Annotated in this window: 37 protein-coding genes; all 37 read left to right on the top strand. The window is 48.8% G+C overall.

Features of this window, described 5'->3' with window-relative positions:
- Positions 1-179 precede the first annotated feature (179 nt).
- The 37 genes from rplB (at position 180) to AB1I67_RS08920 (ending at position 23,582) form a co-directional block, all read left to right on the top strand.
- A complete protein-coding gene (rplB, locus tag AB1I67_RS08740; RefSeq protein ID WP_367029497.1) occupies positions 180-1,025 on the top strand; it encodes a 50S ribosomal protein L2 in 846 nt (281 codons plus the stop codon).
- Between the two features lie 20 nt (positions 1,026-1,045).
- On the top strand, positions 1,046-1,324 hold the full coding sequence (rpsS, locus tag AB1I67_RS08745) for a 30S ribosomal protein S19 (protein WP_006782235.1): 279 nt from the start codon (positions 1,046-1,048) through the stop codon (positions 1,322-1,324).
- 29 nt (positions 1,325-1,353) lie between these two features.
- Positions 1,354-1,740, top strand: a complete 387-nt coding sequence (gene rplV / locus AB1I67_RS08750; RefSeq protein WP_367029498.1) for a 50S ribosomal protein L22 — start codon at positions 1,354-1,356, stop codon at positions 1,738-1,740.
- Positions 1,741-1,749: 9 nt separating this feature from the next.
- Positions 1,750-2,406, top strand: a complete 657-nt coding sequence (gene rpsC / locus AB1I67_RS08755; RefSeq protein WP_367029499.1) for a 30S ribosomal protein S3 — start codon at positions 1,750-1,752, stop codon at positions 2,404-2,406.
- Positions 2,406-2,843 (top strand): 50S ribosomal protein L16, encoded by a 438-nt coding sequence (gene rplP / locus AB1I67_RS08760; protein ID WP_367029500.1) that lies wholly within the window; start codon positions 2,406-2,408, stop codon positions 2,841-2,843. Before rpsC ends, rplP begins: the two co-directional genes overlap by 1 nt.
- Positions 2,833-3,039 (top strand): 50S ribosomal protein L29, encoded by a 207-nt coding sequence (gene rpmC / locus AB1I67_RS08765; RefSeq protein ID WP_367029501.1) that lies wholly within the window; start codon positions 2,833-2,835, stop codon positions 3,037-3,039. The genes rplP and rpmC overlap by 11 nt, the downstream gene beginning before the upstream one ends.
- Positions 3,040-3,052: 13 nt before the next feature.
- Entirely contained in the window at positions 3,053-3,313 is a 261-nt protein-coding gene (gene rpsQ, locus AB1I67_RS08770; protein ID WP_118533445.1) for a 30S ribosomal protein S17, read from the top strand.
- 35 nt (positions 3,314-3,348) lie between these two features.
- Positions 3,349-3,717 carry a 50S ribosomal protein L14 gene (rplN, locus tag AB1I67_RS08775; protein WP_178364678.1) on the top strand — a complete coding sequence of 123 codons (369 nt, stop codon included), beginning with the start codon at positions 3,349-3,351 and terminating at the stop codon, positions 3,715-3,717.
- A 13-nt stretch (positions 3,718-3,730) separates the two neighbouring features.
- Positions 3,731-4,030 carry a 50S ribosomal protein L24 gene (gene rplX / locus AB1I67_RS08780; protein ID WP_367029502.1) on the top strand — a complete coding sequence of 100 codons (300 nt, stop codon included), beginning with the start codon at positions 3,731-3,733 and terminating at the stop codon, positions 4,028-4,030.
- A 22-nt stretch (positions 4,031-4,052) separates the two neighbouring features.
- Positions 4,053-4,592, top strand: a complete 540-nt coding sequence (gene rplE / locus AB1I67_RS08785; protein WP_367029503.1) for a 50S ribosomal protein L5 — start codon at positions 4,053-4,055, stop codon at positions 4,590-4,592.
- A 15-nt stretch (positions 4,593-4,607) separates the two neighbouring features.
- A complete protein-coding gene (locus AB1I67_RS08790) occupies positions 4,608-4,793 on the top strand; it encodes a type Z 30S ribosomal protein S14 (protein WP_367029504.1) in 186 nt (61 codons plus the stop codon).
- A gap of 394 nt (positions 4,794-5,187) precedes the next feature.
- Positions 5,188-5,589 carry a 30S ribosomal protein S8 gene (gene rpsH, locus AB1I67_RS08795; protein WP_367029505.1) on the top strand — a complete coding sequence of 134 codons (402 nt, stop codon included), beginning with the start codon at positions 5,188-5,190 and terminating at the stop codon, positions 5,587-5,589.
- An 86-nt stretch (positions 5,590-5,675) separates the two neighbouring features.
- Positions 5,676-6,218 (top strand): 50S ribosomal protein L6, encoded by a 543-nt coding sequence (gene rplF, locus AB1I67_RS08800; protein WP_367029506.1) that lies wholly within the window; start codon positions 5,676-5,678, stop codon positions 6,216-6,218.
- A gap of 18 nt (positions 6,219-6,236) precedes the next feature.
- Positions 6,237-6,605, top strand: a complete 369-nt coding sequence (rplR, locus tag AB1I67_RS08805) for a 50S ribosomal protein L18 (protein WP_367029507.1) — start codon at positions 6,237-6,239, stop codon at positions 6,603-6,605.
- 16 nt (positions 6,606-6,621) lie between these two features.
- The gene (gene rpsE, locus AB1I67_RS08810; protein ID WP_367029508.1) at positions 6,622-7,131 is read left to right on the top strand and encodes a 30S ribosomal protein S5; all 510 of its coding nucleotides are present in this window, start codon (positions 6,622-6,624) and stop codon (positions 7,129-7,131) included.
- 13 nt (positions 7,132-7,144) lie between these two features.
- Positions 7,145-7,327: a 50S ribosomal protein L30 gene (gene rpmD, locus AB1I67_RS08815; protein WP_367029509.1), complete on the top strand. Its 183-nt coding sequence runs from the start codon at positions 7,145-7,147 to the stop codon at positions 7,325-7,327.
- A gap of 25 nt (positions 7,328-7,352) precedes the next feature.
- The gene (rplO, locus tag AB1I67_RS08820; RefSeq protein ID WP_367029510.1) at positions 7,353-7,793 is read left to right on the top strand and encodes a 50S ribosomal protein L15; all 441 of its coding nucleotides are present in this window, start codon (positions 7,353-7,355) and stop codon (positions 7,791-7,793) included.
- Between the two features lies 1 nt (position 7,794).
- Complete coding sequence (gene secY / locus AB1I67_RS08825; protein WP_367029511.1) at positions 7,795-9,123, top strand: preprotein translocase subunit SecY; 1,329 nt, start codon at positions 7,795-7,797, stop codon at positions 9,121-9,123.
- Between the two features lie 74 nt (positions 9,124-9,197).
- Positions 9,198-9,842 (top strand): adenylate kinase, encoded by a 645-nt coding sequence (locus tag AB1I67_RS08830; RefSeq protein WP_367029512.1) that lies wholly within the window; start codon positions 9,198-9,200, stop codon positions 9,840-9,842.
- A gap of 3 nt (positions 9,843-9,845) precedes the next feature.
- Entirely contained in the window at positions 9,846-10,595 is a 750-nt protein-coding gene (gene map / locus AB1I67_RS08835) for a type I methionyl aminopeptidase (protein WP_367029513.1), read from the top strand.
- Between the two features lie 12 nt (positions 10,596-10,607).
- Positions 10,608-10,862 (top strand): KOW domain-containing RNA-binding protein, encoded by a 255-nt coding sequence (locus tag AB1I67_RS08840; protein WP_367029514.1) that lies wholly within the window; start codon positions 10,608-10,610, stop codon positions 10,860-10,862.
- 12 nt (positions 10,863-10,874) lie between these two features.
- On the top strand, positions 10,875-11,093 hold the full coding sequence (gene infA, locus AB1I67_RS08845; RefSeq protein WP_367029515.1) for a translation initiation factor IF-1: 219 nt from the start codon (positions 10,875-10,877) through the stop codon (positions 11,091-11,093).
- Between the two features lie 267 nt (positions 11,094-11,360).
- The gene (gene rpmJ, locus AB1I67_RS08850) at positions 11,361-11,474 is read left to right on the top strand and encodes a 50S ribosomal protein L36 (protein ID WP_003497809.1); all 114 of its coding nucleotides are present in this window, start codon (positions 11,361-11,363) and stop codon (positions 11,472-11,474) included.
- 32 nt (positions 11,475-11,506) lie between these two features.
- The gene (gene rpsM, locus AB1I67_RS08855) at positions 11,507-11,875 is read left to right on the top strand and encodes a 30S ribosomal protein S13 (RefSeq protein ID WP_367029516.1); all 369 of its coding nucleotides are present in this window, start codon (positions 11,507-11,509) and stop codon (positions 11,873-11,875) included.
- 83 nt (positions 11,876-11,958) lie between these two features.
- Positions 11,959-12,360 carry a 30S ribosomal protein S11 gene (gene rpsK, locus AB1I67_RS08860; RefSeq protein WP_367029517.1) on the top strand — a complete coding sequence of 134 codons (402 nt, stop codon included), beginning with the start codon at positions 11,959-11,961 and terminating at the stop codon, positions 12,358-12,360.
- Between the two features lie 15 nt (positions 12,361-12,375).
- A complete protein-coding gene (gene rpsD, locus AB1I67_RS08865; protein WP_367029518.1) occupies positions 12,376-12,969 on the top strand; it encodes a 30S ribosomal protein S4 in 594 nt (197 codons plus the stop codon).
- 61 nt (positions 12,970-13,030) lie between these two features.
- A complete protein-coding gene (locus AB1I67_RS08870) occupies positions 13,031-13,990 on the top strand; it encodes a DNA-directed RNA polymerase subunit alpha (protein ID WP_367029519.1) in 960 nt (319 codons plus the stop codon).
- Positions 13,991-14,194: 204 nt separating this feature from the next.
- Positions 14,195-14,731, top strand: coding sequence for a L17 family ribosomal protein (locus AB1I67_RS08875; protein WP_367029520.1), 537 nt, complete (start codon positions 14,195-14,197; stop codon positions 14,729-14,731).
- A gap of 163 nt (positions 14,732-14,894) precedes the next feature.
- A complete protein-coding gene (locus AB1I67_RS08880; RefSeq protein WP_367029521.1) occupies positions 14,895-15,590 on the top strand; it encodes a FadR/GntR family transcriptional regulator in 696 nt (231 codons plus the stop codon).
- A gap of 273 nt (positions 15,591-15,863) precedes the next feature.
- A complete protein-coding gene (locus AB1I67_RS08885; RefSeq protein WP_367029522.1) occupies positions 15,864-17,324 on the top strand; it encodes an NAD(P)/FAD-dependent oxidoreductase in 1,461 nt (486 codons plus the stop codon).
- A gap of 2 nt (positions 17,325-17,326) precedes the next feature.
- Entirely contained in the window at positions 17,327-18,562 is a 1,236-nt protein-coding gene (locus AB1I67_RS08890; RefSeq protein WP_367029523.1) for an FAD-dependent oxidoreductase, read from the top strand.
- Positions 18,556-18,927, top strand: coding sequence for a DUF1667 domain-containing protein (locus tag AB1I67_RS08895; RefSeq protein WP_367029524.1), 372 nt, complete (start codon positions 18,556-18,558; stop codon positions 18,925-18,927). The genes AB1I67_RS08890 and AB1I67_RS08895 overlap by 7 nt, the downstream gene beginning before the upstream one ends.
- Positions 18,928-19,134: 207 nt before the next feature.
- On the top strand, positions 19,135-20,238 hold the full coding sequence (locus AB1I67_RS08900) for a C4-dicarboxylate TRAP transporter substrate-binding protein (RefSeq protein WP_367029525.1): 1,104 nt from the start codon (positions 19,135-19,137) through the stop codon (positions 20,236-20,238).
- Positions 20,239-20,293: 55 nt separating this feature from the next.
- Positions 20,294-20,776, top strand: coding sequence for a TRAP transporter small permease subunit (locus tag AB1I67_RS08905; protein WP_367029526.1), 483 nt, complete (start codon positions 20,294-20,296; stop codon positions 20,774-20,776).
- Between the two features lie 26 nt (positions 20,777-20,802).
- Positions 20,803-22,083, top strand: a complete 1,281-nt coding sequence (locus tag AB1I67_RS08910) for a TRAP transporter large permease (protein ID WP_367029527.1) — start codon at positions 20,803-20,805, stop codon at positions 22,081-22,083.
- Positions 22,084-22,118: 35 nt separating this feature from the next.
- The gene (locus tag AB1I67_RS08915) at positions 22,119-22,799 is read left to right on the top strand and encodes a ribulose-phosphate 3-epimerase (RefSeq protein WP_367029528.1); all 681 of its coding nucleotides are present in this window, start codon (positions 22,119-22,121) and stop codon (positions 22,797-22,799) included.
- A gap of 27 nt (positions 22,800-22,826) precedes the next feature.
- Positions 22,827-23,582 carry an SDR family oxidoreductase gene (locus AB1I67_RS08920; protein WP_367029529.1) on the top strand — a complete coding sequence of 252 codons (756 nt, stop codon included), beginning with the start codon at positions 22,827-22,829 and terminating at the stop codon, positions 23,580-23,582.

The following is a 23,582-nucleotide window of genomic DNA, read 5'->3' on the forward strand; positions in this document are numbered from 1 at the left end:
AACACATTTTTTCGGTCGCGGGCATTCGCCCTGTTCCTGCGAAACAAAATTGTAGCTAAACGAATATACAGCAGCGATGACAAATCAAACCTATATCGCGCTGTGATAAAAAGATACACGCGGGCGCGTTGAACCACAACGCAAACGGCTGTGTACAGATTTGAAAGGAGTTTAAAGTCATGGGAATTAAAACATTTAACCCATATACACCTTCCAGAAGACACATGACCGGTTCCGACTTCAGCGAGATCACGAAGTCCACTCCGGAGAAGTCTTTGGTTACTTCCTTAAACAAGAATGCAGGTCGTAACAACCAGGGTAAGATCACTGTGAGACACCGCGGAGGCGGCTCCAGAAGAAAATACAGAATGATCGATTTCAAGAGAAACAGCAAGGATGGTATTCCGGCAACCGTTATCGGTATCGAGTACGATCCGAACAGAACTGCCAACATCGCACTGATCTGCTACGCAGACGGTACCAAGTCCTACATTCTGGCTCCGGCTGGTCTGACCGATGGGATGAAGGTTATGAGCGGTGAGAATGCAGAGGCAAAAGTGGGCAACTGCCTGCCGCTTGCCAACATTCCGGTTGGTTCTCAGATCCACAACATTGAGCTGTATCCGGGCAAGGGCGGCCAGCTGGTTCGTTCCGCAGGAAACGCTGCTCAGTTAATGGCTAAAGAAGGCAAATATGCAACCTTAAGACTTCCTTCCGGAGAGATGAGAATGGTTCCGATCATCTGCCGCGCTACCATCGGTGTAGTTGGCAACGGTGAGCACAACCTGATCAATATCGGTAAGGCTGGTAGAAAACGTAACATGGGTATCCGTCCTACAGTCCGCGGTTCCGTTATGAACCCGAATGACCATCCGCACGGTGGTGGTGAAGGTAAGACCGGTATCGGCCGTCCGGGTCCGTGCACACCTTGGGGCAAGCCTGCTCTGGGACTTAAGACCCGTAAGAAAAACAAGCAGTCCAACAAGCTGATTGTAAGAAGACGCGACGGCAAGACCATTAAATAATTGAAGGAGGATACAAACCTATGGCACGTTCATTAAAAAAAGGACCATTTGCAGATGCGCACTTACTGAAAAAAGTTGACGCAATGAACGCAGCAGGACAGCATCAGGTAATCAAGACCTGGTCCCGCCGCTCTACAATCTTCCCGCAGATGGTTGGGCATACAATCGCAGTTCATGATGGCAGAAAGCATGTTCCGGTATATGTTACCGAGGATATGGTTGGCCACAAGCTGGGTGAGTTCGTAGCTACCAGAACTTACAGAGGACATGGAAAAGACGAGAAGAAATCCAAACGCTGATCGTCAGAATCGAAAGGAGGTTATTAGCAATGGCTAAAGGACATAGAAGTCAGATTAAGAGAGAAAGAAATGCCCAGAAAGATACCAGACCGAGCGCAAAGTTATCTTACGCACGCGTATCTGTTCAGAAAGCATGTTTCGTATTAGATGCCATCAGAGGCAAAGATGTGCAGACCGCACTTGGTATTGTAACTTACAATCCCAGATATGCTTCTTCTTTGATCAAGAAATTACTGGAATCAGCTGTCGCAAACGCTGAGAACAACAATGGTATGGACCCGGCTAAGCTGTATGTAGAAGAGTGCTACGCAGACAAGGGACCGACCATGAAGAGAGTAAAACCGAGGGCACAGGGCAGAGCTTACAGGATCGAAAAGAGAATGAGCCACATCACCGTTGTGCTGAATGAAAGATAGGAGGCAAATATGGGACAGAAAGTTAATCCACACGGCTTAAGAGTCGGTGTTATTAAAGACTGGGATTCCAAATGGTATGCAGAAGGCAACTTCGCTGATTGCCTGGTAGAGGATTACAACATCCGTACCTTCTTGAAAAAGAGACTGTACAGCGCTGGAATCTCCAAAATTGAGATTGAGAGAGCTTCTGACAGAGTAAAGATCATCATCTTCACCGCAAAACCGGGCGTAGTCATCGGTAAGGGCGGCGCAGAGATCGAGAAGCTGAAAGGCGAAGTACAGAAGCTGACCGATAAGAAAGTATTTATCGACATCAAGGAGATCAAGAGACCGGAGCGCGACGCTCAGTTAGTAGCTGAGAACATTGCTCAGCAGCTTGAGAACCGTACCTCCTTCCGTCGTGCTATGAAGTCCACCATGGGCCGTTCCATGAAGGCTGGCATCAAGGGCATCAAGACTGCTGTCGGCGGACGTCTTGGCGGCGCTGATATTGCGCGTACTGAGTTCTACAGCGAGGGAACCATCCCGTTACAGACATTAAGAGCAGATATTGACTATGGTTTCGCTGAGGCAGATACTACCTACGGCAAATTAGGCGTTAAGGTTTGGATCTACAAAGGCGAGGTACTTCCTACTAAAGGAAAAAAGGAAGGGAGCGATAAATAATGTTAATGCCTAAGAGAGTAAAGCGCCGCAAACAGTTTCGTGGTTCTATGGCGGGTAAAGCTTTAAGAGGAAATAAAATTAACTACGGTGAGTACGGCCTGGTTGCTACCGAGCCGTGCTGGATCAAGTCCAACCAGATCGAGGCAGCCCGTGTTGCCATGACCCGTTATATCAAACGTGGCGGTAAAGTCTGGATCAAGATCTTCCCGGACAAACCGGTAACCGCAAAGCCGGCTGAGACCCGTATGGGTTCCGGTAAGGGCGCTCTGGAGTACTGGGTAGCAGTTGTTAAGCCGGGCAGAGTAATGTTCGAGATCGCAGGTGTCCCGGAGGAGACCGCGCGTGAGGCATTACGTCTTGCTATGCACAAGTTACCATGCAAATGTAAGATTGCTGCTAAAGCAGATTTAGAAGGCGGTGATAACAGTGAAAACTAATAAATTCGTAGAAGGTTTAAAGGCAAAATCAGCTGCAGAGTTGAATGAAGAATTAGTAGCTGCAAAGAAAGAACTTTTCAACTTAAGATTCCAGAATGCAACCAACCAGTTAGATAATACCAGCAGAATCAAAGAAGTTCGCAAGAATATCGCCAGGATTCAGACTGTTATTACAGAAAAGTCTAAGTTGGCATAGGAGAGGAGCAAACATGACCGTGGAAAGAAATTTAAGAAAAACCCGCGTTGGTAAAGTCGTAAGCGACAAGATGGATAAGACCATCGTAGTTGCAATCGAGGACCATATCAAGCATCCTTTATACGGCAAGATCGTTAAAAAGACCGTTAAGTTAAAAGCTCATGACGAGAACAACGAGTGCGGCAAGGGCGATACCGTTAAAGTTATGGAGACCAGACCGCTGTCCAAAGACAAGAGATGGAGATTGGTTGAGATTATCGAGAAGGCGAAGTAATAAACGCCAAGTGAATACAGGAAGGAGTATCAGGCATGATTCAGCAGGAAACCAGACTGAAGGTTGCTGATAACACCGGAGCAAAAGAGTTACTGTGCATCCGTGTTATGGGCGGATCTACAAGAAGATATGCGAATATTGGTGATGTAATCGTCGCTTCCGTTAAAGATGCAACACCAGGTGGCGTTGTAAAGAAGGGTGACGTTGTGAAGGCTGTAGTAGTACGCACCGTGAAAGGCGCACGCCGTAAAGACGGTTCTTACATCAAGTTCGATGAGAACGCAGCAGTTATTATCAAAGATGACAAGACCCCGAAGGGTACCCGTATCTTTGGGCCGGTTGCTAGAGAATTACGTGAGAAGCAGTTTATGAAAATTGTTTCCTTAGCACCAGAAGTACTGTAAGGAGGTGTCGACTGTGCAGAAAATCAAAAAAGACGACCTGGTAAAGGTCATCGCAGGAAAAGATAAAGATAAGACCGGAAAAGTTATGCTGGTAAAAGACGGCAAGGTCCTGGTTGAGGGCTGTAACATGGTTACCAAGCACACCAAACCGGGCGCTGGAAACCCGCAGGGCGGCATCATCCATCAGGAAGCAGCAATGGATATTTCCAATGTTATGCTGGTGGTTGACGGAAAAGCTACCCGAGTTGGCTTCGAAGTGAAAGACGGTAAAAAGGTCCGCGTTGCCAAGGCAACCGGCAAAGCAATCGACTAATTTCAGAGAGGAGGAACGAGAGTTGGCAAGATTAAAAGAACAGTACCAGAACGAGATGGTTGACGCTCTGGTCAAAAAATTTGGTTATAAAAACGTCATGGAAGTCCCGAAGCTTGATAAGATCGTTATCAACATGGGCGTTGGCGAGGCAAAAGAGAACGCTAAGGTTCTGGATTCCGCAGTCAGAGATTTAGAGCTGATCACCGGCCAGAAGGCAGTAACCACCAAGGCAAAAAAATCCGTTGCAAACTTCAAACTTAGAGAAGGAATGCCGATCGGATGTAAAGTTACCCTTCGCGGGGAGAAGATGTATGAGTTTGCAGACCGCCTGATCAACCTGGCCCTGCCGCGTGTACGTGACTTCCGTGGCGTAAACCCGAACGCATTTGATGGCAGAGGCAACTACGCTCTGGGCATCAAAGAGCAGCTGATCTTCCCTGAGATTGAATACGATAAAGTTGACAAGGTAAGAGGTATGGACATCATCTTCGTTACCACTGCCAAGACTGATGAAGAAGCCCGTGAACTTTTGACATTATTCAACATGCCATTTGCAAAATAACAGGAGGAACGATCCATGGCTAAGACTTCAATGAAGATTAAGCAGGCACGTCCGGCAAAGTTCTCCAGCAGAGAGTACAACCGCTGCAGAATCTGCGGCCGCCCGCACGCATATTTGAGAAAGTATGGAATCTGCCGTATATGCTTTAGAGAATTAGCATACAAAGGCCAGATCCCGGGAGTTAAAAAGGCTAGCTGGTAAATCCTGCTATCCATCGGAACACGGGCTTAACACCCCGGATTATGCCAAGGAGTTGGCAAAATCGGTCAAAGGAAGAACGGTCCTGCTTGCAGGAGCCGGTCTGGATTTGACAGATTTTGGGAATTGCGCAGCAATTCCAGGCGCGCAAGCGCCGCTACCAACGGACGAACAGATCCGCGCAGAGCCTTACGCTCATCCAGAAAGCCGCCCAGTGCGCCATTTTGGAAAGCCAACCGTCATCGAGAAAACCGCAGGTTTTCGAGATGCCCCCGGCCCCTCGCGATCTCCTCATCCAACGACTCCCCTGGCCACCAGCAACTCCCCAATAACAACGAGTAGGCAAGGTCCGCAAAGGAAACCGGCCAACAAAAAAATCAGGAGGAATATATCTACCATGACAATGAGTGATCCCATCGCAGATATGCTTACAAGAATCCGTAATGCAAACACTGCTAAACATGACACAGTAGACGTACCTTCATCCAAGATGAAACTGGCTATCGCCGACATCCTGGTAAAAGAAGGCTACGTACAGAAGTATGATATCGTAGACGACGGCGCATTCAAGACCATCCGTATCACCTTAAAGTACGGTGCAGACAAGAATGAGAAGATCATCAGCGGTATCAAGAGAATCTCCAAACCGGGTCTGCGTGTATACGCAAACAAGGAAGACATGCCGAAGGTACTTGGCGGTCTTGGAACAGCGATCATTTCTACAAACCAGGGCGTGATCACCGATAAGGAAGCGCGTCAGTTAGGTGTAGGCGGCGAAGTTCTTGCTTTTGTATGGTAATCAGCAGAAGCAGTATTAACGAAAGCAACTGAAAACAGAAAGCATCCAAATGTGCTTTCCGAAAATTTAAGTAGGAGGTAAAAGGCATGTCACGTATCGGAAGAATGCCAATCGCAATCCCGGCAGGCGTAACTGTAACGATTGCGGAGAACAATAAAGTGACTGTTAAAGGTCCGAAGGGAACTCTTGAGAGAGAGCTTCCTGTAGAGATGGACATCAAAGAAGAAGATGGACAGATCGTAGTAACCAGACCGAGTGATTTAAAGAGAATGAAATCTCTTCATGGTCTGACCAGAACCCTGATCAACAACATGGTAGTCGGTGTAACCGATGGCTATCAGAAAGTTCTGGAGGTAAACGGTGTTGGTTACAGAGCTTCCAAGCAGGGCAAGAAATTAACCCTTAACCTTGGTTATTCCCATCCGGTAGAGATGGAGGACCCGGAGGGTCTGGAGACCGTTCTCGAGGGACAGAATAAGATTACGGTTAAAGGTATCGATAAAGAAAAAGTTGGCCAGTACGCTGCTGAGATCAGAGACAAGAGAAGACCTGAGCCTTACAAGGGCAAAGGTATCAAGTATGCCGATGAGACAATCAGACGTAAAGTTGGTAAGACTGGTAAGAAATAATTTAAGGAGAATACGAAGATGGTTAGTAAGAAATCAAGAAGCGAAGTTCGCGTTAAAAAGCATACCAGATTACGCAACCGCTTTGCAGGTACTGCAGAGAGACCGCGTCTGGCTGTGTTCAGAAGTAACAACCACATGTATGCTCAGATTATTGACGACTCAGTCGGCAATACTCTGGTAGCAGCATCCACCACAGAGAAGGCAGCCAAGGCTGAGCTGGAGCATACCGATGACACCGCAGCAGCAGCTTATGTTGGAACTCTGATCGCTAAGAGAGCACTGGAAAAGGGCATCGAGGAAGTCGTTTTCGACAGAGGCGGGTTCATTTACCAGGGTAAAGTTCAGGCACTTGCAGACGCAGCCCGCGAGGCTGGTCTGAAATTCTAGTAGAGAGGAGAACGGCATGAAGCGTACAATTATTGACCCAAGTCAGTTTGAGTTAAATGACAATGTAGTAGCAATCAAGCGTGTATCTAAGACCGTAAAAGGTGGACGTACCATGAGATTCTCTGCTCTGGTAGTAGTAGGCGATGGCAACGGCCACGTAGGCGCAGGTCTTGGTAAAGCTGGTGAGGTTCCGGAAGCGATCCGCAAAGGAAAAGAAGCAGCAATGAAGAATCTGGTAGAGGTTCCGGTAGACGACAACAAGAGCATCCCGCACGACCACATCGGTAAGTTCGGCAGCTCCTCCGTACTTCTTAAGAAGGCTCCGGAAGGTACCGGTATCATCGCCGGCGGCCCGGCCCGTTCCGTACTGGAGCTGGCAGGCATTAAGAATATCCGTGCGAAGTCTTTAGGCTCCAACAACAAGACCAACGTGGTTCTTGCAGTTATCAGCGGCCTGACCCAGCTTAAGACTCCGGAAGAGTATGCAAAACTTCGCGGCAAATCCGTTGACGAGATTTTAGGCTAAGGAGGACAATGAAATGGCAGAGAAGTTAAAAGTAACATTAGTCAAATCCCCGATCGGCGCTGTTCCGAAGCACAAAGCGACCGTTGAGGCTCTTGGTCTTCGCAAGGTCAACAAGACTGTTGAGCTTCCGGACAACGAGGCTGTCAGAGGCATGATTTGGCACGTAAAGCATTTAGTGAAAGTAGAAGAAATCTAATATAGAAGTAAGGAGGTGCATTGCAATGGATTTATCCAATTTACAGCCTGCTGCTGGTTCTAAGCACAGTGATAATTTCAGACGTGGACGTGGTCACGGTTCAGGCAACGGAAAAACTGCCGGTAAAGGCCATAAGGGCCAGAAGGCACGTTCCGGAGCTCCGAGACCTGGTTTCGAGGGCGGTCAGATGCCGTTATACAGACGTATCCCGAAGAGAGGATTCAAGAATCGTAACACCAAAGTGATCGTTGGTATCAACGTGGAAGCTCTGGAGTGTTTCGAGAATGACGCAGTTGTAACTGTGGAATCCCTGCTGGAGACCGGCATTGTTAAAAATCCGAGAGATGGCGTTAAGATCCTGGGAAATGGAGAATTAACCAAAAAGCTGACCGTAAAAGCTGATGCATTCAGCGAGGGTGCAAAGGCAAAAATTGAAGCTTTAGGTGGAACCTGCGAGGTGATCTAATATGTGGAAGACACTCCGAAATGCATGGAAGGTTAAGGAGATCAGACAAAAACTGATCTTCACCTTCCTGATGCTGGTAGTCATCCGTTTTGGATCCGAACTGCCGATTCCTGGAGTAAAGACTGACTTCTTTAAGAATTTCTTTGAGAGTCAGAGCAATGATGCATTTGGCTTTTTCAATACGATGACCGGCGGTTCTTTTACGTCCATGTCGATCTTCGCATTGAGCATTACCCCGTACATCACATCCTCCATTATCATGCAGCTTTTGACGATTGCGATTCCGAAACTGGAAGAAATGCAGCGTGAGGGCGAGGATGGAAGAAAAAAGATTGCAGAGTACACCCGTTATCTGACTGTAGGGTTGGCACTGGTTGAATCCATCGCTATGGCGATCGGCTTCGGCGGACAGGGGCTGCTCGTTGATTACAATGTGTGGAGCATCGTGATCGCAGTTGCGACCATGACCGCAGGCAGTGCGTTCCTGATGTGGATCGGTGAGCGGATTACGGAAAAGGGCGTAGGCAACGGTATTTCCATTGTCCTGCTCTTCAACATCGTATCCTCACTCCCGGAAGACATCAACACCCTGTACACCAGGTTCCTGAGAGGACGCAACATCGGCACGGCAGTTACTGTCGCTATCATTATGTTGGCGATCGTATTTGCCATGGTAGTGTTCGTTATTATTCTTCAGGATGGTGAACGCAGGATCCCGGTGCAGTATTCCAAGAAGATGGTAGGCAGGAAAATGGTGGGCGGACAGGCTTCCCATATTCCGTTAAAAGTAAATACCGCAGGCGTTATCCCGGTAATCTTTGCCTCCTCCATCATGTCTTTCCCGGTTGTCATCGGCCAGTTTATTAAACCGGACGTATCTACTGCCTTTGGCAGAGGGATGTCTCAGTTCCTGACGGTGATGAACTCATCTTCATGGTTTAAGCCGGAGATGCCGTGGTATTCTGTCGGTTTGGTAATCTACCTTGTGCTGATTGTGCTTTTCGCATATTTCTATACAAGCATTACCTTCAACCCGCTTGAGGTGGCGAACAATATGAAGAAGTCCGGTGGATTTATCCCAGGCATCCGCCCGGGTAAGCCAACTTCTGATTATTTAGACAAGATTCTGAACTATATTGTATTTATCGGTGCTGTTGGCCTGATCATCATAAGCATTATCCCGATCATGATTTCCGGGGTGTTTACGGTCAGCCGGCTGTCCTTTATGGGTACGTCCCTGATCATTATTGTCAGCGTTATCCTGGAGACACTGAAAGCGATCGAGTCTCAGATGATTGTGCGGAATTACAAAGGCTTCTTAAACGATTAAGCATTCGTAGAGACGAGCTGCTGCACTGGAATGGGCAGCAGCTCTTTCTGCTAAATAAAAGGAGGATAAGCCATATGAAGATTATCATGTTAGGTGCTCCAGGTGCAGGCAAAGGCACCCAGGCAAAGAAGATCGCGGAAAAGTACGGGATTCCGCATATCTCCACTGGTGACATTTTCCGCGCCAACATAAAAGGCGGCACGGAGCTGGGAATGAAAGCAAAATCCTACATGGACCAGGGACAGCTGGTTCCGGACGATGTGACCATCGGGATGCTTTTGGACCGCATCAGCGAGGCAGACTGCGCAAACGGTTATGTGCTGGACGGTTTTCCGAGGACGATCCCGCAGGCGGAGAGTCTGACAAAGGCACTTTCCGACCGCGGAGAGAAGATGGATTACGCCATTGATGTGGATGTGCCGGATGAGGCGATCGTAACCCGTATGGCAGGCAGGAGAGCGTGCCTGAAATGTGGAGCTACCTACCATATCGTATACAACGCGCCGAAGACAGAAGGTGTCTGCGATGTGTGTGGCGAGAAGCTGGTGCTGCGTGACGATGACAAACCTGAGACCGTGCAGAAACGTCTCACGGTGTATCATGACCAGACCCAGCCGCTTATCGAGTACTATAAAGAAGCCGGTATTCTGGCTACCGTAGATGGAACTAAAGATTTGAACAAAGTATTTGAGGACATTGTAAATGTCCTGGGAGCGTAAACTATGTCAGTGACCATAAAATCTGCGAGAGAGATCGGGCTTATGCGTGAGGCTGGAAAGATTCTGGCAAAGGTGCATGAGGAGCTGGGAGCGGCGATCAGGCCGGGCATGTCCACTCTGGATATCGACCGTCTGGGTGAAAAGCTGATCCGCGGTTACGGATGCGTCCCCTCTTTCAAAAATTATAATGGCTATCCGGCTTCCATCTGTGTATCGGTCAACGATGAGGTGGTACACGGAATACCAGATAAAAACCATATCCTCCATGAAGGCGACATCGTCAGTCTGGATGCAGGTGTCATCTGGCATGGTTATCATTCAGACGCCGCAAGGACCCATGCAGTAGGGAAAATCACTCCCGAAGCGGAGAAATTGATCGAAGTTACGCGGGAATCTTTCTTTCAGGGGATTAAATATGCAAAAGCTGGCAATCATCTAGGTGATATCTCCTCAGCCATCCAGGCTTATGCGGAGAGCTTCGGCTACGGTGTGGTGCGTGACCTGGTGGGCCACGGCATCGGCGAGCACCTTCATGAGGACCCGGAGGTACCCAACTTTGCACAGAAAAAGAAGGGCATTAAGCTGGTGCCCGGCATGACCCTGGCGATCGAACCCATGATCAACGCCGGACGCCCGGATGTGGTATGGATGGATGACGACTGGACTGTGGTAACGGATGACGGCACTTTGTCAGCCCACTATGAGAACACGATTCTCATTACTGAGGGCGAGCCTGAGATCCTGTCTTTGTAAGGCGGTGCGGGCATGACCTACGAGTATGGATGCCCGGCGAGATCTCTTGCCGGACATGACAAAGACCAGTATTTTATCATATTGACCGATGAAGGGGAATACGTTACCATATCGGATGGAAAGACCAGGAAGGTTGAAAACCCAAAACGGAAAAATAAAAAGCACATCCAGGCAGGGAAGACGCCGCTTTTGGTGGGAAGGCCTGCAACGGATGAAGCGATCCGAAAAGAGCTTGAAAACTACTTAAGAAGCCATTGTGGTATTTAGGAGGTAAAACGCATGTCAAAAGCAGATGTGATTGAAATTGAAGGAACTGTAATAGAAAAGCTGCCCAACGCCATGTTCCAGGTGCGCCTGGAAAACGGTCATGAGGTGCTGGCACATATCAGCGGCAAGCTGAGGATGAACTACATCCGTATCCTGCCGGGGGATAAGGTGACCATTGAGATGTCCCCATACGATCTGTCCAAGGGAAGGATCATTTGGAGAGATAAATAGTCGTGCAAAAATGACTGGGGGATTTTATCATGAGTAATTTGCGAAGCAAATTGCGAATGGCACGACGTATGGTTGCAACAACCTGCAGGTAATCGCCTGCAGAAAATCAAATAAAAATTGGAAAAAACGCTTGCATTATACAATCTATGATGTTATAATGTCATGGCGACTTTGTTGAGATACCGGGTGAAGTTTGTCCAAAATCGACCCCGGTTGTACCAATATATCTAGTAAAATGGATATATGCAAGTAGAAAGGAGAATTGCCGTGAAGGTGAGATCATCAGTAAAACCGATTTGCGAAAAGTGCAAAATCATCAAACGCAAAGGCAGTATCAGAGTAATCTGTGAAAATCCTAAGCACAAACAGAGACAAGGTTAAAAAACAAAAAGTATAGGAGGTGTACGACGCAAATGGCTCGTATTTCAGGTGTTGATTTACCAAGAGAAAAACGTGTGGAAATCGGCTTGACTTATATCTACGGTATCGGTAGAACAAGTGCAAACCGTATTCTTGCTGAGGCTGGCGTTAATCCGGACACTCGTGTCAAGGATTTAACCGATGACGAAGTGAAGAAGCTGGCAGCTGTTATTGCTGACTCTCAGACAGTTGAGGGTGATCTTCGCAGAGAGATCGCTATGAATATCAAGAGACTGCAGGAGATTGGCTGCTATCGCGGAATCCGTCACAGAAAAGGCCTGCCGGTTCGTGGTCAGAAGACCAAGACCAACGCAAGAACTCGTAAGGGTCCTCGTAAGACTGTTGCGAACAAGAAAAAATAAGTAACACAGTGAATGAATCACGTTGCATGTTTTAAAAACAGGAAACAGGATTCGTAAGTAAGAAGAAAGTAGGTTAGTTTAAAATGGCTAAAAAAGTGTCCACTACTAAAAAAGTGACAAAAAAGCGTGTAAAGAAAAACGTTGAACGCGGACAGGCACATATCCAGTCTTCTTTTAATAACACGATCGTTACCTTAACTGATGCACAGGGTAATGCATTGTCTTGGGCAAGTGCTGGTGGTCTGGGATTTAGAGGTTCAAGGAAATCTACTCCATATGCAGCGCAGATGGCTGCAGAAACTGCTGCTAAAGCAGCTTTAGTACATGGCTTAAAATCTGTAGACGTTATGGTAAAAGGACCTGGTTCAGGCCGCGAAGCAGCGATCCGTGCGCTTTCTGCATGCGGTATTGAAGTAACTAGTATTAAGGACGTAACTCCGGTTCCGCACAACGGATGTCGCCCGCCAAAACGTAGAAGAGTTTAATAGGAGGTACTAAAAGTGGCAGTAGATAGAGTTCCTGTTCTTAAAAGATGCAGATCCCTTGGTTTAGATCCGATCTATTTAGGAATTGATAAAAAATCAAACAGAGAATTAAAAAGAGCTAACAGAAAAGTAAGCGAGTATGGTCTCCAGTTACGTGAGAAGCAGAAAGCGAAATTCATTTACGGCGTATTAGAAAAACCTTTCCGCAACTACTACAGCAAAGCCGCAAAGATGGAAGGTCAGACCGGTGAGAACATGATGATCCTTCTGGAGAGAAGACTGGACAACGTCGTTTACCGTATGGGATTCGGCCGCACCAGACGCGAGACCAGACAGATCGTTGATCACAAGCACATCCTGGTAAACGGCAAATGTGTAAACATTCCGTCCTACCTGGTAAAAGCCGGTGATGTAATCGAGGTAAAGGAGAAGGCAAAAGCTTCTCAGAGATATAAAGATGTTCTGGAAGTAACCGCAGGCCGCCTGGTTCCGGCATGGCTGGATGTTGATCAGGAAAATCTGCGCGGTACTGTAAAAGAGCTGCCGTCCAGAGATGAGATTGATGTTCCGGTAAACGAAATGCTTATCGTCGAGTTGTATTCCAAGTAAAGCATTGAACGCTTGAGTACACATCCCTCGATAAAAGAACCCAAAAGGAGGGGCTATAGTCGTGTTCGATTTTGAAAAACCAAACATTGAGATTGTTGAAATTTCAGATGATAAGAAATATGGCAAGTTTGTAGTTGAACCACTTGAGAGAGGCTACGGCACCACATTAGGCAACTCCCTGAGAAGAATTATGCTTTCTTCCCTGCCGGGTGCAGCAGTCAGCCAGGTGAAAATCGACGGCGTTTTGCATGAGTTCAGTTCTATTTCCGGAGTAAAGGAAGATGTGACTGAGATCATCATGAACATCAAAAGCTTATCTATTAAAAACAACAGTGACAGCAACGAAGTAAAGACCGCCTACATTGAGTTTGAGGGTGAAGGCGTGATCACTGCAGCAGATATCCAGGCTGACCCGGATATCGAGATCATGAATCCCGACCAGGTGATCGCCACCTTGAGCGGCGGCGCGGACAGCAAGTTCTATATGGAGCTGACCATCACCAAGGGCCGCGGATATGTGAGTGCAGACAAGAACAAAAACGACGACCTGCCTATCGGTGTGATCGCGGTGGATTCCATCTACACCCCGGTAGAGCGTGTCAATATGGCAATTGAGAACACCCGTGTGGGACAGGTTACCGACTACGATAAGCTGACCCTGGATGTTTTCACCAATGGAACTCTTGCTCCCGATGAAGCTGTCAGCCTTGCGGCCAAGGTTTTGAGCGAGCACTTGAATCTGTTCATTGACCTCTCTGAGAATGCCAAGACCGCTGAGATCATGGTAGAGAAAGAGGACAATGAAAAAGAGAAAGTCCTGGAGATGAACATTGATGAGCTGGAACTTTCCGTTCGTTCCTACAATTGCCTTAAGAGAGCCGGCATCAATACTGTGGAGGAGCTTTGCAACCGCACTCCGGAGGATATGATGAAGGTCCGCAACCTGGGAAGAAAGTCTCTTGAGGAAGTTCTTGCCAAGTTAAAGGAATTAGGCTTACAGCTGAACCCGAGCGAAGAGTAAAGCGAGCAAAGCGAGCGCTACCCAAACGTAGCGAAGCGGAGTTCGGGTTTCCCGCAGAACTGTGCGGGAGTCGATCAACTGACAAGAGTGCTTACCCCATAAGTCCAATGAGCGGGGGCGGGTACGTTACAAAATTCGGATGATGCGGTCCAGTAAGACCGAAGGGCATGAGACTGCACTCCACATTTCATGGAGGAAATGATAATGGCAGGTTATAGAAAGCTGGGAAGAACTTCCAGCCAGAGAAAAGCAATGATCCGCAGCCAGGTTACTGCACTGCTGTACAATGGCAAGATCAGAACCACTGAGGCAAGAGCAAAAGAGATCCGCAAAGTAGCAGAGGGTCTGATCGCTTTAGCTGTAAAAGAGAAAGACAACTTTGAGACCGTTACCGTTACCGCTAAGGTTGCCCGCAAGGACAAAGACGGCAAGAGAGTCAAAGAAGTAGTGAACGGCAAGAAAGTTACCGTTTACGATGAAGTTCAGAAGGAGATCAAGAAAGATAATCCTTCCAGACTGCATGCAAGACGTCAGATGCTGAAAGTTCTTTATGATGTGACCGAGGTTCCGACCGAGGCTGCAGGCAGAAAGAAGAACACCAAATCCGTAGATCTTCCGGCAAAGCTCTTTGATGAGATTGCTCCGAAGTACGTTTCCCGCAACGGTGGATATACCCGTATCGTTAAGATCGGCCAGCGTCACGGCGACGGCGCTATGGAAGTGCTGCTTGAGTTAGTTTAATCTGATCTTTGTATTTATGAAAGGCATTATGCGAAAGCATAGTGCCTTTTTTGACAAAATCATTTTAATTCCGTATAATAGAAGAAATATAAAAGTGCAGTGCCAGGATGCGGCAAAGAAGCGATAAACTCAGCGAACTGACACTGCAAGAGGGAAATACGACATGGAAAATAAAACATTGGCAGAGCAGACAGCACAGCGTTTGATGGAGGAAATCCGGCGGCGCCAGTATGTGCCGGGGGATAAGCTTCCTACGGAGACAGAACTGTCGGAATCATTGGGTGTGGGACGGAATACAGTCCGGGAAGCAGTGCGGATTCTGGTATCCAGGAATGTGATCACGGTCCGGCAGGGGGCAGGCACCTTTATATCGGAAAAACAGGGTGTGGTGGATGACCCATTTGGTTTTTCTCTTGTGAGCGACAGGAGGAAGCTTACAAAAGAGCTGATCCAGATCAGGACCATCCTGGAACCGCCCATTGCTGCGCTGGCGGCTCAGAATGCATACCCTCATGAGATTGAGCGGCTGGAATGTATCCTGCATGAGATTGAGGACCTGATCGAGCAGAAACAACCTTATGCAGATAAGGATGTGGAATTCCATGTACAGATTGGCATGTGCACCCACAATGATGTGATCTCGAATCTGCTGCCGGTGATCGGCAATGGAATTTCCATTTTTGCCAGCGAGGTCCGTGAGCCAGAATATAAGCAGACTGTAGCGTCGCACCGGGCTATATTTGATGCTATAAAGAACCGGAAGGGCGTGGAAGCCCAGCAGGCGATGTATTTTCATCTTCTGTACAATGAGAACAGATATGCGGAGGAAGAGCGGGAGCAGGACGTTACAGGAGCGTAAGCTGCAGGAGTTTAAGTAACCAGAATGAAGTCTAATCTTCCATCGGGACAGCGAGTATTTAATGAGCTCTCTTTCAGACAGACAGGCGAAAACGTAAATAGCCTGTGTCAGAAAGAGAGCTTTTGTTATGCCAGGAGCTTGTATATGTTCAGTAATAATTCCATTCACACACAATACATGGGATGAATATGGCAAATAATTTCATAAAATATTGACATTGAGCGATTGATATGATAAAAAAGAAGTATATTCATAGGATGATTGGAGGTCGTTATGAAGAAAGTATATGATGTTCTGATAATTGGCGGGGGAGTCATAGGGAGCGCTGTTGCAAGGGAACTGTCCAGATATAAGCTTTCTATCGGTGTATTGGAGAAGAACCTGGATGTATGTTATGAGACCAGCGGGAGGAATTCTGCAGTGGTACACGGCGGTTTTGCCTATGACACGGGGACGCTCAAAGCGAGACTGTGTGTGGAAGGAAACCGCATGATGGGAGAGCTGTCAAAGGAACTGGATTTTCCCTTTAAGAGGTGCGGAAAGGTATTAGTGGGAAATACAGACGAGGACATGGAAGCTTTAAAACGCACCATGAAGCAGGGAGAGATAAACGGGGCGGAAGGACTGGAGATCATCGACGAGAAACGTCTTCATGAACTGGTCCCGGCGGTTGTTGGCAAATTCGCAATGTTTTCTCCCAACAGCGGTATTTTGGAGCCGTTTGCCTACACGGTTGCGTTGGCTGAGAATGCCCACCAAAACGGCGTGGAGTATTTTTTTGACTGCAAAGTACAGGCCATAGAAAAGCTGGAGGATGGAACCTACAGACTGGCTACTTCTCATGGGCCGTATGAGTGCCGATGGGTTGTGAATGCGGCGGGGCTTGGGTGCGGAGTGGTATCCGATATGCTTGGGATTGGCGGATACAGGATCATCGGTTCTAAAGGAGATTATATTATCCTGGATAAACGGACAGGTCCTCTGCTGCCCATGCCTGTCTATCCGGTCCCCACAAATACCTATATGGGTATCCACGTGACGAATACCATCGACGGAAATGTGATCGTTGGTCCCAATGCTGAGCAGGTTACTGACTTTTCCTACTACGGCGTGCCTCAGAAAAATATGGATTATCTGGCGGAGGATGCGGCGCGGCTCTGGCCTCATATCAGAAAAGAAGATTATATCCGTAATTATTCCGGCATCCTGTCAAAGTGGGTGGATGAGGAGGGGGTGATCCAGGATTTTAAGATTGAGATAAAGGATGAACTGGCGCCTCGTGCGGTCAATCTGATCGGTATCGAGTCACCGGGGTTGACGGCGGCAGTGCCGATCGCCAGATATGCGGTCGGATTGATGCGGGAGAGGGAAGCATTTGCAGAAAATCCGGAGTTCAATCCGGTCCGAAAAGGAATTGTCCGTTTCGAAGAGCTTTCCCTGGAAGAGAAAACGCAAAAGATCGCGGAAGATCCTGACTACGGCGAGATCATCTGCCGCTGTGAGAAGGTTACAAAGGCGGAGTTGCTGCAGGCCATACACAATCCGCTGGGGGTACATACCATGACCGGGATCAAGTACCGGACCCGGGCCATGATGGGGAGATGTCAGGGCGGATACTGCCAGATGCGGCTGGAACAGATGCTGGAGGAAGAGCTTGGAGTCAGAGAGACTGAGGTTTTATATGCGCGTCAGGGTTCCCAGGTACTGATGGGCAGGGTCCGGGAGGAGGTTTGATTGTGGAAAATATAGATGTGATCATCGTCGGAGGCGGGCCGGCGGGCCTGGCTGCGGCAGTGGAGTTATATAAAAAGGGCGTCAAAGATATCCTTGTGCTGGAGAGGGAGAGCTCCCTTGGGGGGATTCTCCGCCAGTGTATCCACGATGGATTTGGTCTGACACGTTTCAAGACCACACTCAGCGGGCCGGAGTATGCCCAGAGATTTATCGATGAGATTGTCAGGGAACATATCCCGTATCAGACAGATGCGGCAGTTTTGGAGATCACAAAAGATAAGGTTGTCACGGTAGCGTCTCGTAATGGATTAAAGCAGTATCAGGCGCGGGCGGTGATCCTGACCATGGGCTGCCGGGAGCGGACGCGGGGCGCCCTGGGAATCCCGGGAGAGCGGCCCGCCGGCATTTTTACGGCGGGAGTTGCGCAGGCATACATGAACCTGTATAACAGAATGCCTGCGAAAGAAGTGGTGATCCTTGGGTCCGGGGATATTGGGATGATCATGGCGAGGAGGCTGACACTGGAGGGGGCGCATGTGCAGGCGGTTTTTGAGATACAGCCGGTGCCAAGCGGGCTGCCAAGAAATATTGAGCAATGCCTGAATGATTATGGGATTCCTCTGTATCTTGGCCATACCGTATCGGAGATCCATGGAGATTCCCGGTTGACAGGAGTTACAGTGTCGCAGGTTGACGGGAATTTAAGACCCATTCCGGGGACAGAAAAAGAATATTCCTGTGATACGCTGATCCTTTCCGTTGGGCTAATACCGGAAAATGAGCTGTCCATAGATGCGGGCGTTGAATTGGATCCCCGCACGAAGGGGGCGGTGGTGGATGAGTATTTCCAGACCAGTGTAGACGGGATCTTTGCGGCGGGAAATGTCCTTCACGTGCATGACCTGGTTGATTTTGTGTCCCTGGAGGCGGAAAAGCTGGCGGATTCTGCGGCTGGATACCTGGCGGACAACGGTCTGCCGGCATGTGATATCCTGATAAAAACGGATTCCCATATCGGACATACGGTTCCGCAGCGGATCAGCGGAGCTTCGGATGTAGTGATCTCCATGCGCGTACGAAGCGTGATAAAAGACGGACGGATCGTGATCAAGCAGGGCGGAGTGGAGCTTGCATCGAAAAAAATGAAAAAACTGCTTCCGGCGGAGATGATCCGGATACCCCTTAAAGCGTCTGCGGTCAAAAGCAGGGAGGAACTGGAGGTGTGTGTAGAATGCTGAGAGAATTCACTTGTATCGTGTGTCCCAATGGCTGTGAGATAGAAGCGGAGATCAAGAATGATAAAATATCTTCGCTCACCGGAGCGGCCTGTCCCAGAGGGGAGGAATATGTGCAGCAGGAGCTTTTGGCCCCTCAGAGGAATATAGCAACGTCCATCCTGGTGACGGGCGGCGTCCTGCCGCTCGCAAGTGTCCGCCTGACAAAACCAATACCTAAAAAGGAAATATGGAATGCAATGCAGGAAATTAAAAAGATCAGGGTCCAGGCGCCTGTCACCGCGGGAACACGGGTGATCAGCGGGATCCTTGGATTTGACAGTGATGTGATCGTAACTAAGACCGTTGAAAGGAGTACCGGGAGGTGAAGCCCGGTACTCTTTTTAATTCACAGGTAATTCATGTAATAGTAAAAGTATATAATAAATCGACAAATGATGGGATGAATAAATGCGAAATAACGAAAAAAATAGAATATATTGCGATATACTCTTGAAATATAGTGAAAAATATGGTACTATTCCGATATAAACATAGGATGTATTTACAATTTTACAAAAAACAAGGAGGGTATTATGATGAAAGGGTTTACAGCAATTGCATTATCAGCGGCATTGGTTTTTGGTGTAACGGGATGTTCTAATGGTCAGACTGCGTCTACTACAGCAGCTCCCACTGCGGCGGCTGAAAAAACGGCAGCGGCAGATACGGCAGCGGCAGGCGCAGCAGAGGCAACAAAAGCAGAGGCGAAACCGGCAGGTGAGAAATACGTCCTGCGTTTTGGGCATGCGCTGACAGAACAGGATAAGGCGCATGAATACATGCTGAAATGGGCTGACGCCGTGCGTGAAAAGACAAATGGGGAGGTTGATATTGAAATCTATGCCAATTCCCAATTGGGAACCGAGGAGGACGTGATCGAGCAGATCCGCCAGGGAGCCAATATCGGATGGCAGACGGATTTTGCCAGACTGGGGTCTTATGTGAATGGCCTGTCCGTATGTAATGCCGCGTATTTTGTGGATACTGTGGAGGAAGCTTCCAAATTGAAGGATTCCAAGACTATCCAGGAGCTGAACAAGCAGCTGGCGGATGAGTTCAACATCTATAACCTGTCCTTTGACTGGATGCAGGGACCGCGTCATCTTTTCACCAATAAGAAGGCAACGAATCCGGCTGAATTAAAGGGACTTTTGATCCGGACGGCTCCGGCGCCCATCTGGGTTGAGTCGGTAAACAGCCTGGGATGCACCGCTACGGCTCTTTCTTATGGGGAAATCTACACGGGGATCCAGACAAAGGTGGTTGACGGCTGTGAGCTTCCGTATAATGCGGCGCTGAACTTGAAGATCAACGAGGTTTGTAAGTATGTGCTGGAGACCGGACACTTTTTCGCCATCAACACTATGATCGTCAGCCAGGACTGGATGAATTCCCTTCCGGAAGAGTATCAGAAGATCGTTATTGACGAGTGCAACAAGGCGGGCATGGAAGAGACCATAGAGCTGGCGAACCAGACCGCAGAGAGCAAGCAGGCCATGATCGATGCCGGTATGACCGTTATCACGCCGGAGGAACTGGACATGGAAGCGTTCAAGGCAGGAAGTGAAGCCGCCTATGTGAATCTGGGCCTTACGGATATAAGGAAAGCCATTTACAGCGAAATCGGAAAGAATTAGTGTGTGAAAAGAGAGTTGGAGTATCTCCAGCTCTCTTATAAGGAGGATGGATCTGGTGAATAAGATTTATAAACGGATATGTGATGCTGAGATGATGTTCGCCATATACCTTTTGATCGCCAGCGTGAGCGTTATTTTTATCGCTGCAATGTCGAGGACATTTGGACACCCTCTCCGATGGGGAACGGATCTGGCGCTGATACTTTTTACCTGGAGCACATTTATGAGTGCGGATATCGTGTTCCGTCTGAGACGCCATGTGGTTGTGGACATCCTGATCTCCAGGCTGCCGGGCGTCCTCAAAAGCTTTATGCAGCTCATCGTCCATCTGGTGATCCTGGCGGCGATCCTGTTTATGGTCGTGTATGGGGCAAAACTGACGTATGCATCCAGGGCGCGGGTGTTCCAGGGAATCCCGTGGCTCAGTTACAGCTATATATCCGCCAGCGTGCCGGTGTGTATGACCATGATGCTGATCACAGAGCTGAGGCAGCTGTATTTTACCTACATTGTTCACAGGGATGTTGAAGATATTTAAGGCATGAAAGTCGGAAAGGAAAACAAATGATAATAGTATTCATTGTATTTGTGGTTTTATTATTCATTGGTGTCCCGGTAGGATTTTCGGTGTTGGCAGCAGGCGCGTGCTTCTTCTTTCAACATCCGGAGCTTCCGCTTACTACGATACCGCAGCTCCCGGTCACGCAGCTTCAGAATGTGACATTGCTGGCAGTCCCGCTGTTCATTTTTGCGGGAAACCTGATGAATGCGTCAGGCATAACACAGCGCCTGATCAAGCTGTCCATGGCCCTTACCGGGCATATGAGAGGCGGGATGGCACAGGTCAGCGTCGTTTTGTCTACATTGATGGGCGGAGTTTCCGGCTCTGCCAACGCGGATGCAGCTATGGAAGCCCGTGTGCTTGGCCCGGATATGCTGTCGCAGGGGTATCCCAAGGGATACACAAGCTGTGTGATCGCGTTTACCGCGCTGATCACAGCCACGATTCCGCCGGGAGTCGGATTGATCACCTATGGAACTACGGGAAATGTATCGATCGGAAAGCTGTTTGCAGCGGGTATCACCGTGGGCCTGATCATGATGGTCATGTATATGCTTCTGGTAGCGGTCACTTCGAGAATTTACGATTTCAAGCCCATACGGGAGGAGCGGGCTTCGTTCAGGGAGATAATGGGTATCCTGAAGGAATGTATCTGGGCGGTGATCTTCCCCGTGCTTCTGCTGGTGGGGATCCGTCTGGGCCTGTTCACTCCGTCTGAGGTTGGTTCCTTCGCGTGTGTGTATGCGATCTTTGTAGGCAAGTTTGTGTATAAGGAGATGACGAAGGAGGTCTGGATCCAGACACTGAAAAATTCTATCGTAGACATCGGTTCCATCATGTTCATGATCTCCATGTCCGGAGCCTTTGGCTACGGGATACCGATCGATAAGCTGCCTCAGAAGGTCACGCTGCTGATCACAGGGCTGACCAGCAGTCCGCTTATTGTTATGGCGATGGTGGTAATATTCCTGGTGATCGCCGGAATGTTTATGGAGGGCTCCATCATTATCCTGCTCACCACTCCGATCCTTTTGCCTCTGGTACAGAGCTATGGGATTGACCCGGTAGTGTTTGGCATGATCATGTGTACGATCGTTACCATGGGAAATATGACGCCTCCTGTGGGCATGGCAATGTATACGGTCTGCGGGATACTGAAGTGCAAACTGGAAGATTACATTAAGGCGTGTCCGCCGTTTATTATCCTGGTCCTGGTTGAAGTATTTATCCTGACACTGTTCCCGGGGCTGGTGATGTTTTTGCCGAACCTGATGTACCGGTAGGAGTGGTTTTTCATAAAAATGAAGAGGAAAAACAAATGAATAATGAAAGAAAAATATTATGCCCGTCAACCATGAACCTGCCGATCGACCATATGCGGGAGGAGATCGAGAAGTTGGACGCGACGGATATGGACATTTATCATGTGGATATTATGGATGGCATGTTCGTACATAACTTTGGCATGTCGGTCCGGGAGCTGGAGATGATCCGCAGGATCACGGACGCCGGGCATCACCGGATGATCGACTGCCATATGATGGTGATGCAGCCGCATCGGTATGTGGAGATGATCGCAAAAGCCGGAGCGGATATCATCTATATCCATCCGGAATCGGAGTTGATCCCTTCGGCTACTCTGGATCAGATAAAGCAGTTGGGGAAAAAGAACGGGCTGATCGTAAACCCGTGCACCTCCCTGGAGTTTATTAAGGATATGCTTCCCATCACGGATTACGTCATGGTGATGGGGGTCAATCCCGGTTTCGCGGGAAGGGATTTCATGCCCTATACCAGGGAAAAATTCGTGGAGCTGAACCAGTACCGGAAGGAAAAGGGGCTGTCATATCACCTGCTTTTAGATGGAGGAGCCACAAAAGAGGTGATCCATGATCTGTATCACAATTGCGGGGTGGAAGGCTATGTGCTGGGCAAGCAGGAGCTGTTTTTCCAGGAGGAGGATTATGCCGCCTGCATTGACCGGGTGAGAAGCATCTGATTGACGTGAGAAAGGCAGGGATGGAGGATGAGATTTGAGAAAAAAGTCGTATTTGTGACCGGGGCCGGAGCGGGGATCGGCCGCGCGGCTGCCATGCGGTTCTGTGAAGAAGGCGCGGCGGTGGCCTGCAATTCTGTCAGCAGTTCTGCGGAAAAGGTGGTGGAACAGCTGACGGCGCAGGGAAAAGAGGCCATGTTTGTACAGGGGGATATTGCGTCGGAGGCAGATGTGGAACGGATGGTCGCAGCGGTGATCGGGAAGTACGGAAGGATTGACATACTTGTCAATAACGCAGGGATCGTGATCGGCGGGACCCTAGAAAATACAGTGCCGGAGGATTTTAAGAGAACTCTGGACGTCAATGTGGTCGGCACGTTTTTGATGTCACAGCATGTTGTGAAACATATGAAGGAAGCCGGTGGAGGTGTGATCGTCAACACGACCTCGGTAGCTGGAAAAACAGGGCTTGTCAACCGCCTGGCTTACTCTGCGAGCAAAGGGGCGGTGGAATCCCTGTCCCGGGCAATGGCAAGGGAGCTGTGCCATGATAATATCCGCGTGAACTGCGTCTGTCCAGGCACAGTTCTGACGCCGTCGCTGGAGGACCGGATCAACCAGTCTGAGGATCCGGAAAAGGCCATGAAAGAGTTTTGCGGCAGGCAGCCTGTCGGGAGGCTTGGGAAACCATCGGAGATCGCGGAGGCTATTTTGTTTGCCGCCTGTGATGAGGCTGCGTTCATGACAGGCAGCTCGGTTGTGATTGACGGAGGTATGCTGATTTGA

This window comes from Clostridium sp. AN503 (genome assembly GCF_040719375.1).
Taxonomy (GTDB): domain Bacteria; phylum Bacillota; class Clostridia; order Lachnospirales; family Lachnospiraceae; genus Brotaphodocola.

Coding starts and splice junctions, on each gene's coding strand:
- map (WP_367029513.1), top strand. CDS start 9,846: ATGTCAGTGACCATAAAATCTGCGAGAGAGATCGGGCTTATGCGTGAG.
- rpsH (WP_367029505.1), top strand. CDS start 5,188: ATGACAATGAGTGATCCCATCGCAGATATGCTTACAAGAATCCGTAAT.
- rpsS (WP_006782235.1), top strand. CDS start 1,046: ATGGCACGTTCATTAAAAAAAGGACCATTTGCAGATGCGCACTTACTG.
- rplB (WP_367029497.1), top strand. CDS start 180: ATGGGAATTAAAACATTTAACCCATATACACCTTCCAGAAGACACATG.
- rpsM (WP_367029516.1), top strand. CDS start 11,507: ATGGCTCGTATTTCAGGTGTTGATTTACCAAGAGAAAAACGTGTGGAA.
- infA (WP_367029515.1), top strand. CDS start 10,875: ATGTCAAAAGCAGATGTGATTGAAATTGAAGGAACTGTAATAGAAAAG.
- AB1I67_RS08875 (WP_367029520.1), top strand. CDS start 14,195: ATGGCAGGTTATAGAAAGCTGGGAAGAACTTCCAGCCAGAGAAAAGCA.
- rpsK (WP_367029517.1), top strand. CDS start 11,959: ATGGCTAAAAAAGTGTCCACTACTAAAAAAGTGACAAAAAAGCGTGTA.
- AB1I67_RS08830 (WP_367029512.1), top strand. CDS start 9,198: ATGAAGATTATCATGTTAGGTGCTCCAGGTGCAGGCAAAGGCACCCAG.
- rpsQ (WP_118533445.1), top strand. CDS start 3,053: ATGACCGTGGAAAGAAATTTAAGAAAAACCCGCGTTGGTAAAGTCGTA.
- AB1I67_RS08885 (WP_367029522.1), top strand. CDS start 15,864: ATGAAGAAAGTATATGATGTTCTGATAATTGGCGGGGGAGTCATAGGG.
- rplR (WP_367029507.1), top strand. CDS start 6,237: ATGGTTAGTAAGAAATCAAGAAGCGAAGTTCGCGTTAAAAAGCATACC.
- AB1I67_RS08895 (WP_367029524.1), top strand. CDS start 18,556: ATGCTGAGAGAATTCACTTGTATCGTGTGTCCCAATGGCTGTGAGATA.
- AB1I67_RS08790 (WP_367029504.1), top strand. CDS start 4,608: ATGGCTAAGACTTCAATGAAGATTAAGCAGGCACGTCCGGCAAAGTTC.
- secY (WP_367029511.1), top strand. CDS start 7,795: ATGTGGAAGACACTCCGAAATGCATGGAAGGTTAAGGAGATCAGACAA.
- rplP (WP_367029500.1), top strand. CDS start 2,406: ATGTTAATGCCTAAGAGAGTAAAGCGCCGCAAACAGTTTCGTGGTTCT.
- rplF (WP_367029506.1), top strand. CDS start 5,676: ATGTCACGTATCGGAAGAATGCCAATCGCAATCCCGGCAGGCGTAACT.
- rplV (WP_367029498.1), top strand. CDS start 1,354: ATGGCTAAAGGACATAGAAGTCAGATTAAGAGAGAAAGAAATGCCCAG.
- AB1I67_RS08915 (WP_367029528.1), top strand. CDS start 22,119: ATGAATAATGAAAGAAAAATATTATGCCCGTCAACCATGAACCTGCCG.
- rplN (WP_178364678.1), top strand. CDS start 3,349: ATGATTCAGCAGGAAACCAGACTGAAGGTTGCTGATAACACCGGAGCA.
- rpsC (WP_367029499.1), top strand. CDS start 1,750: ATGGGACAGAAAGTTAATCCACACGGCTTAAGAGTCGGTGTTATTAAA.
- rplO (WP_367029510.1), top strand. CDS start 7,353: ATGGATTTATCCAATTTACAGCCTGCTGCTGGTTCTAAGCACAGTGAT.
- AB1I67_RS08840 (WP_367029514.1), top strand. CDS start 10,608: ATGACCTACGAGTATGGATGCCCGGCGAGATCTCTTGCCGGACATGAC.
- AB1I67_RS08920 (WP_367029529.1), top strand. CDS start 22,827: ATGAGATTTGAGAAAAAAGTCGTATTTGTGACCGGGGCCGGAGCGGGG.
- AB1I67_RS08900 (WP_367029525.1), top strand. CDS start 19,135: ATGATGAAAGGGTTTACAGCAATTGCATTATCAGCGGCATTGGTTTTT.
- AB1I67_RS08910 (WP_367029527.1), top strand. CDS start 20,803: ATGATAATAGTATTCATTGTATTTGTGGTTTTATTATTCATTGGTGTC.
- AB1I67_RS08880 (WP_367029521.1), top strand. CDS start 14,895: ATGGAAAATAAAACATTGGCAGAGCAGACAGCACAGCGTTTGATGGAG.
- rpsE (WP_367029508.1), top strand. CDS start 6,622: ATGAAGCGTACAATTATTGACCCAAGTCAGTTTGAGTTAAATGACAAT.
- rpmD (WP_367029509.1), top strand. CDS start 7,145: ATGGCAGAGAAGTTAAAAGTAACATTAGTCAAATCCCCGATCGGCGCT.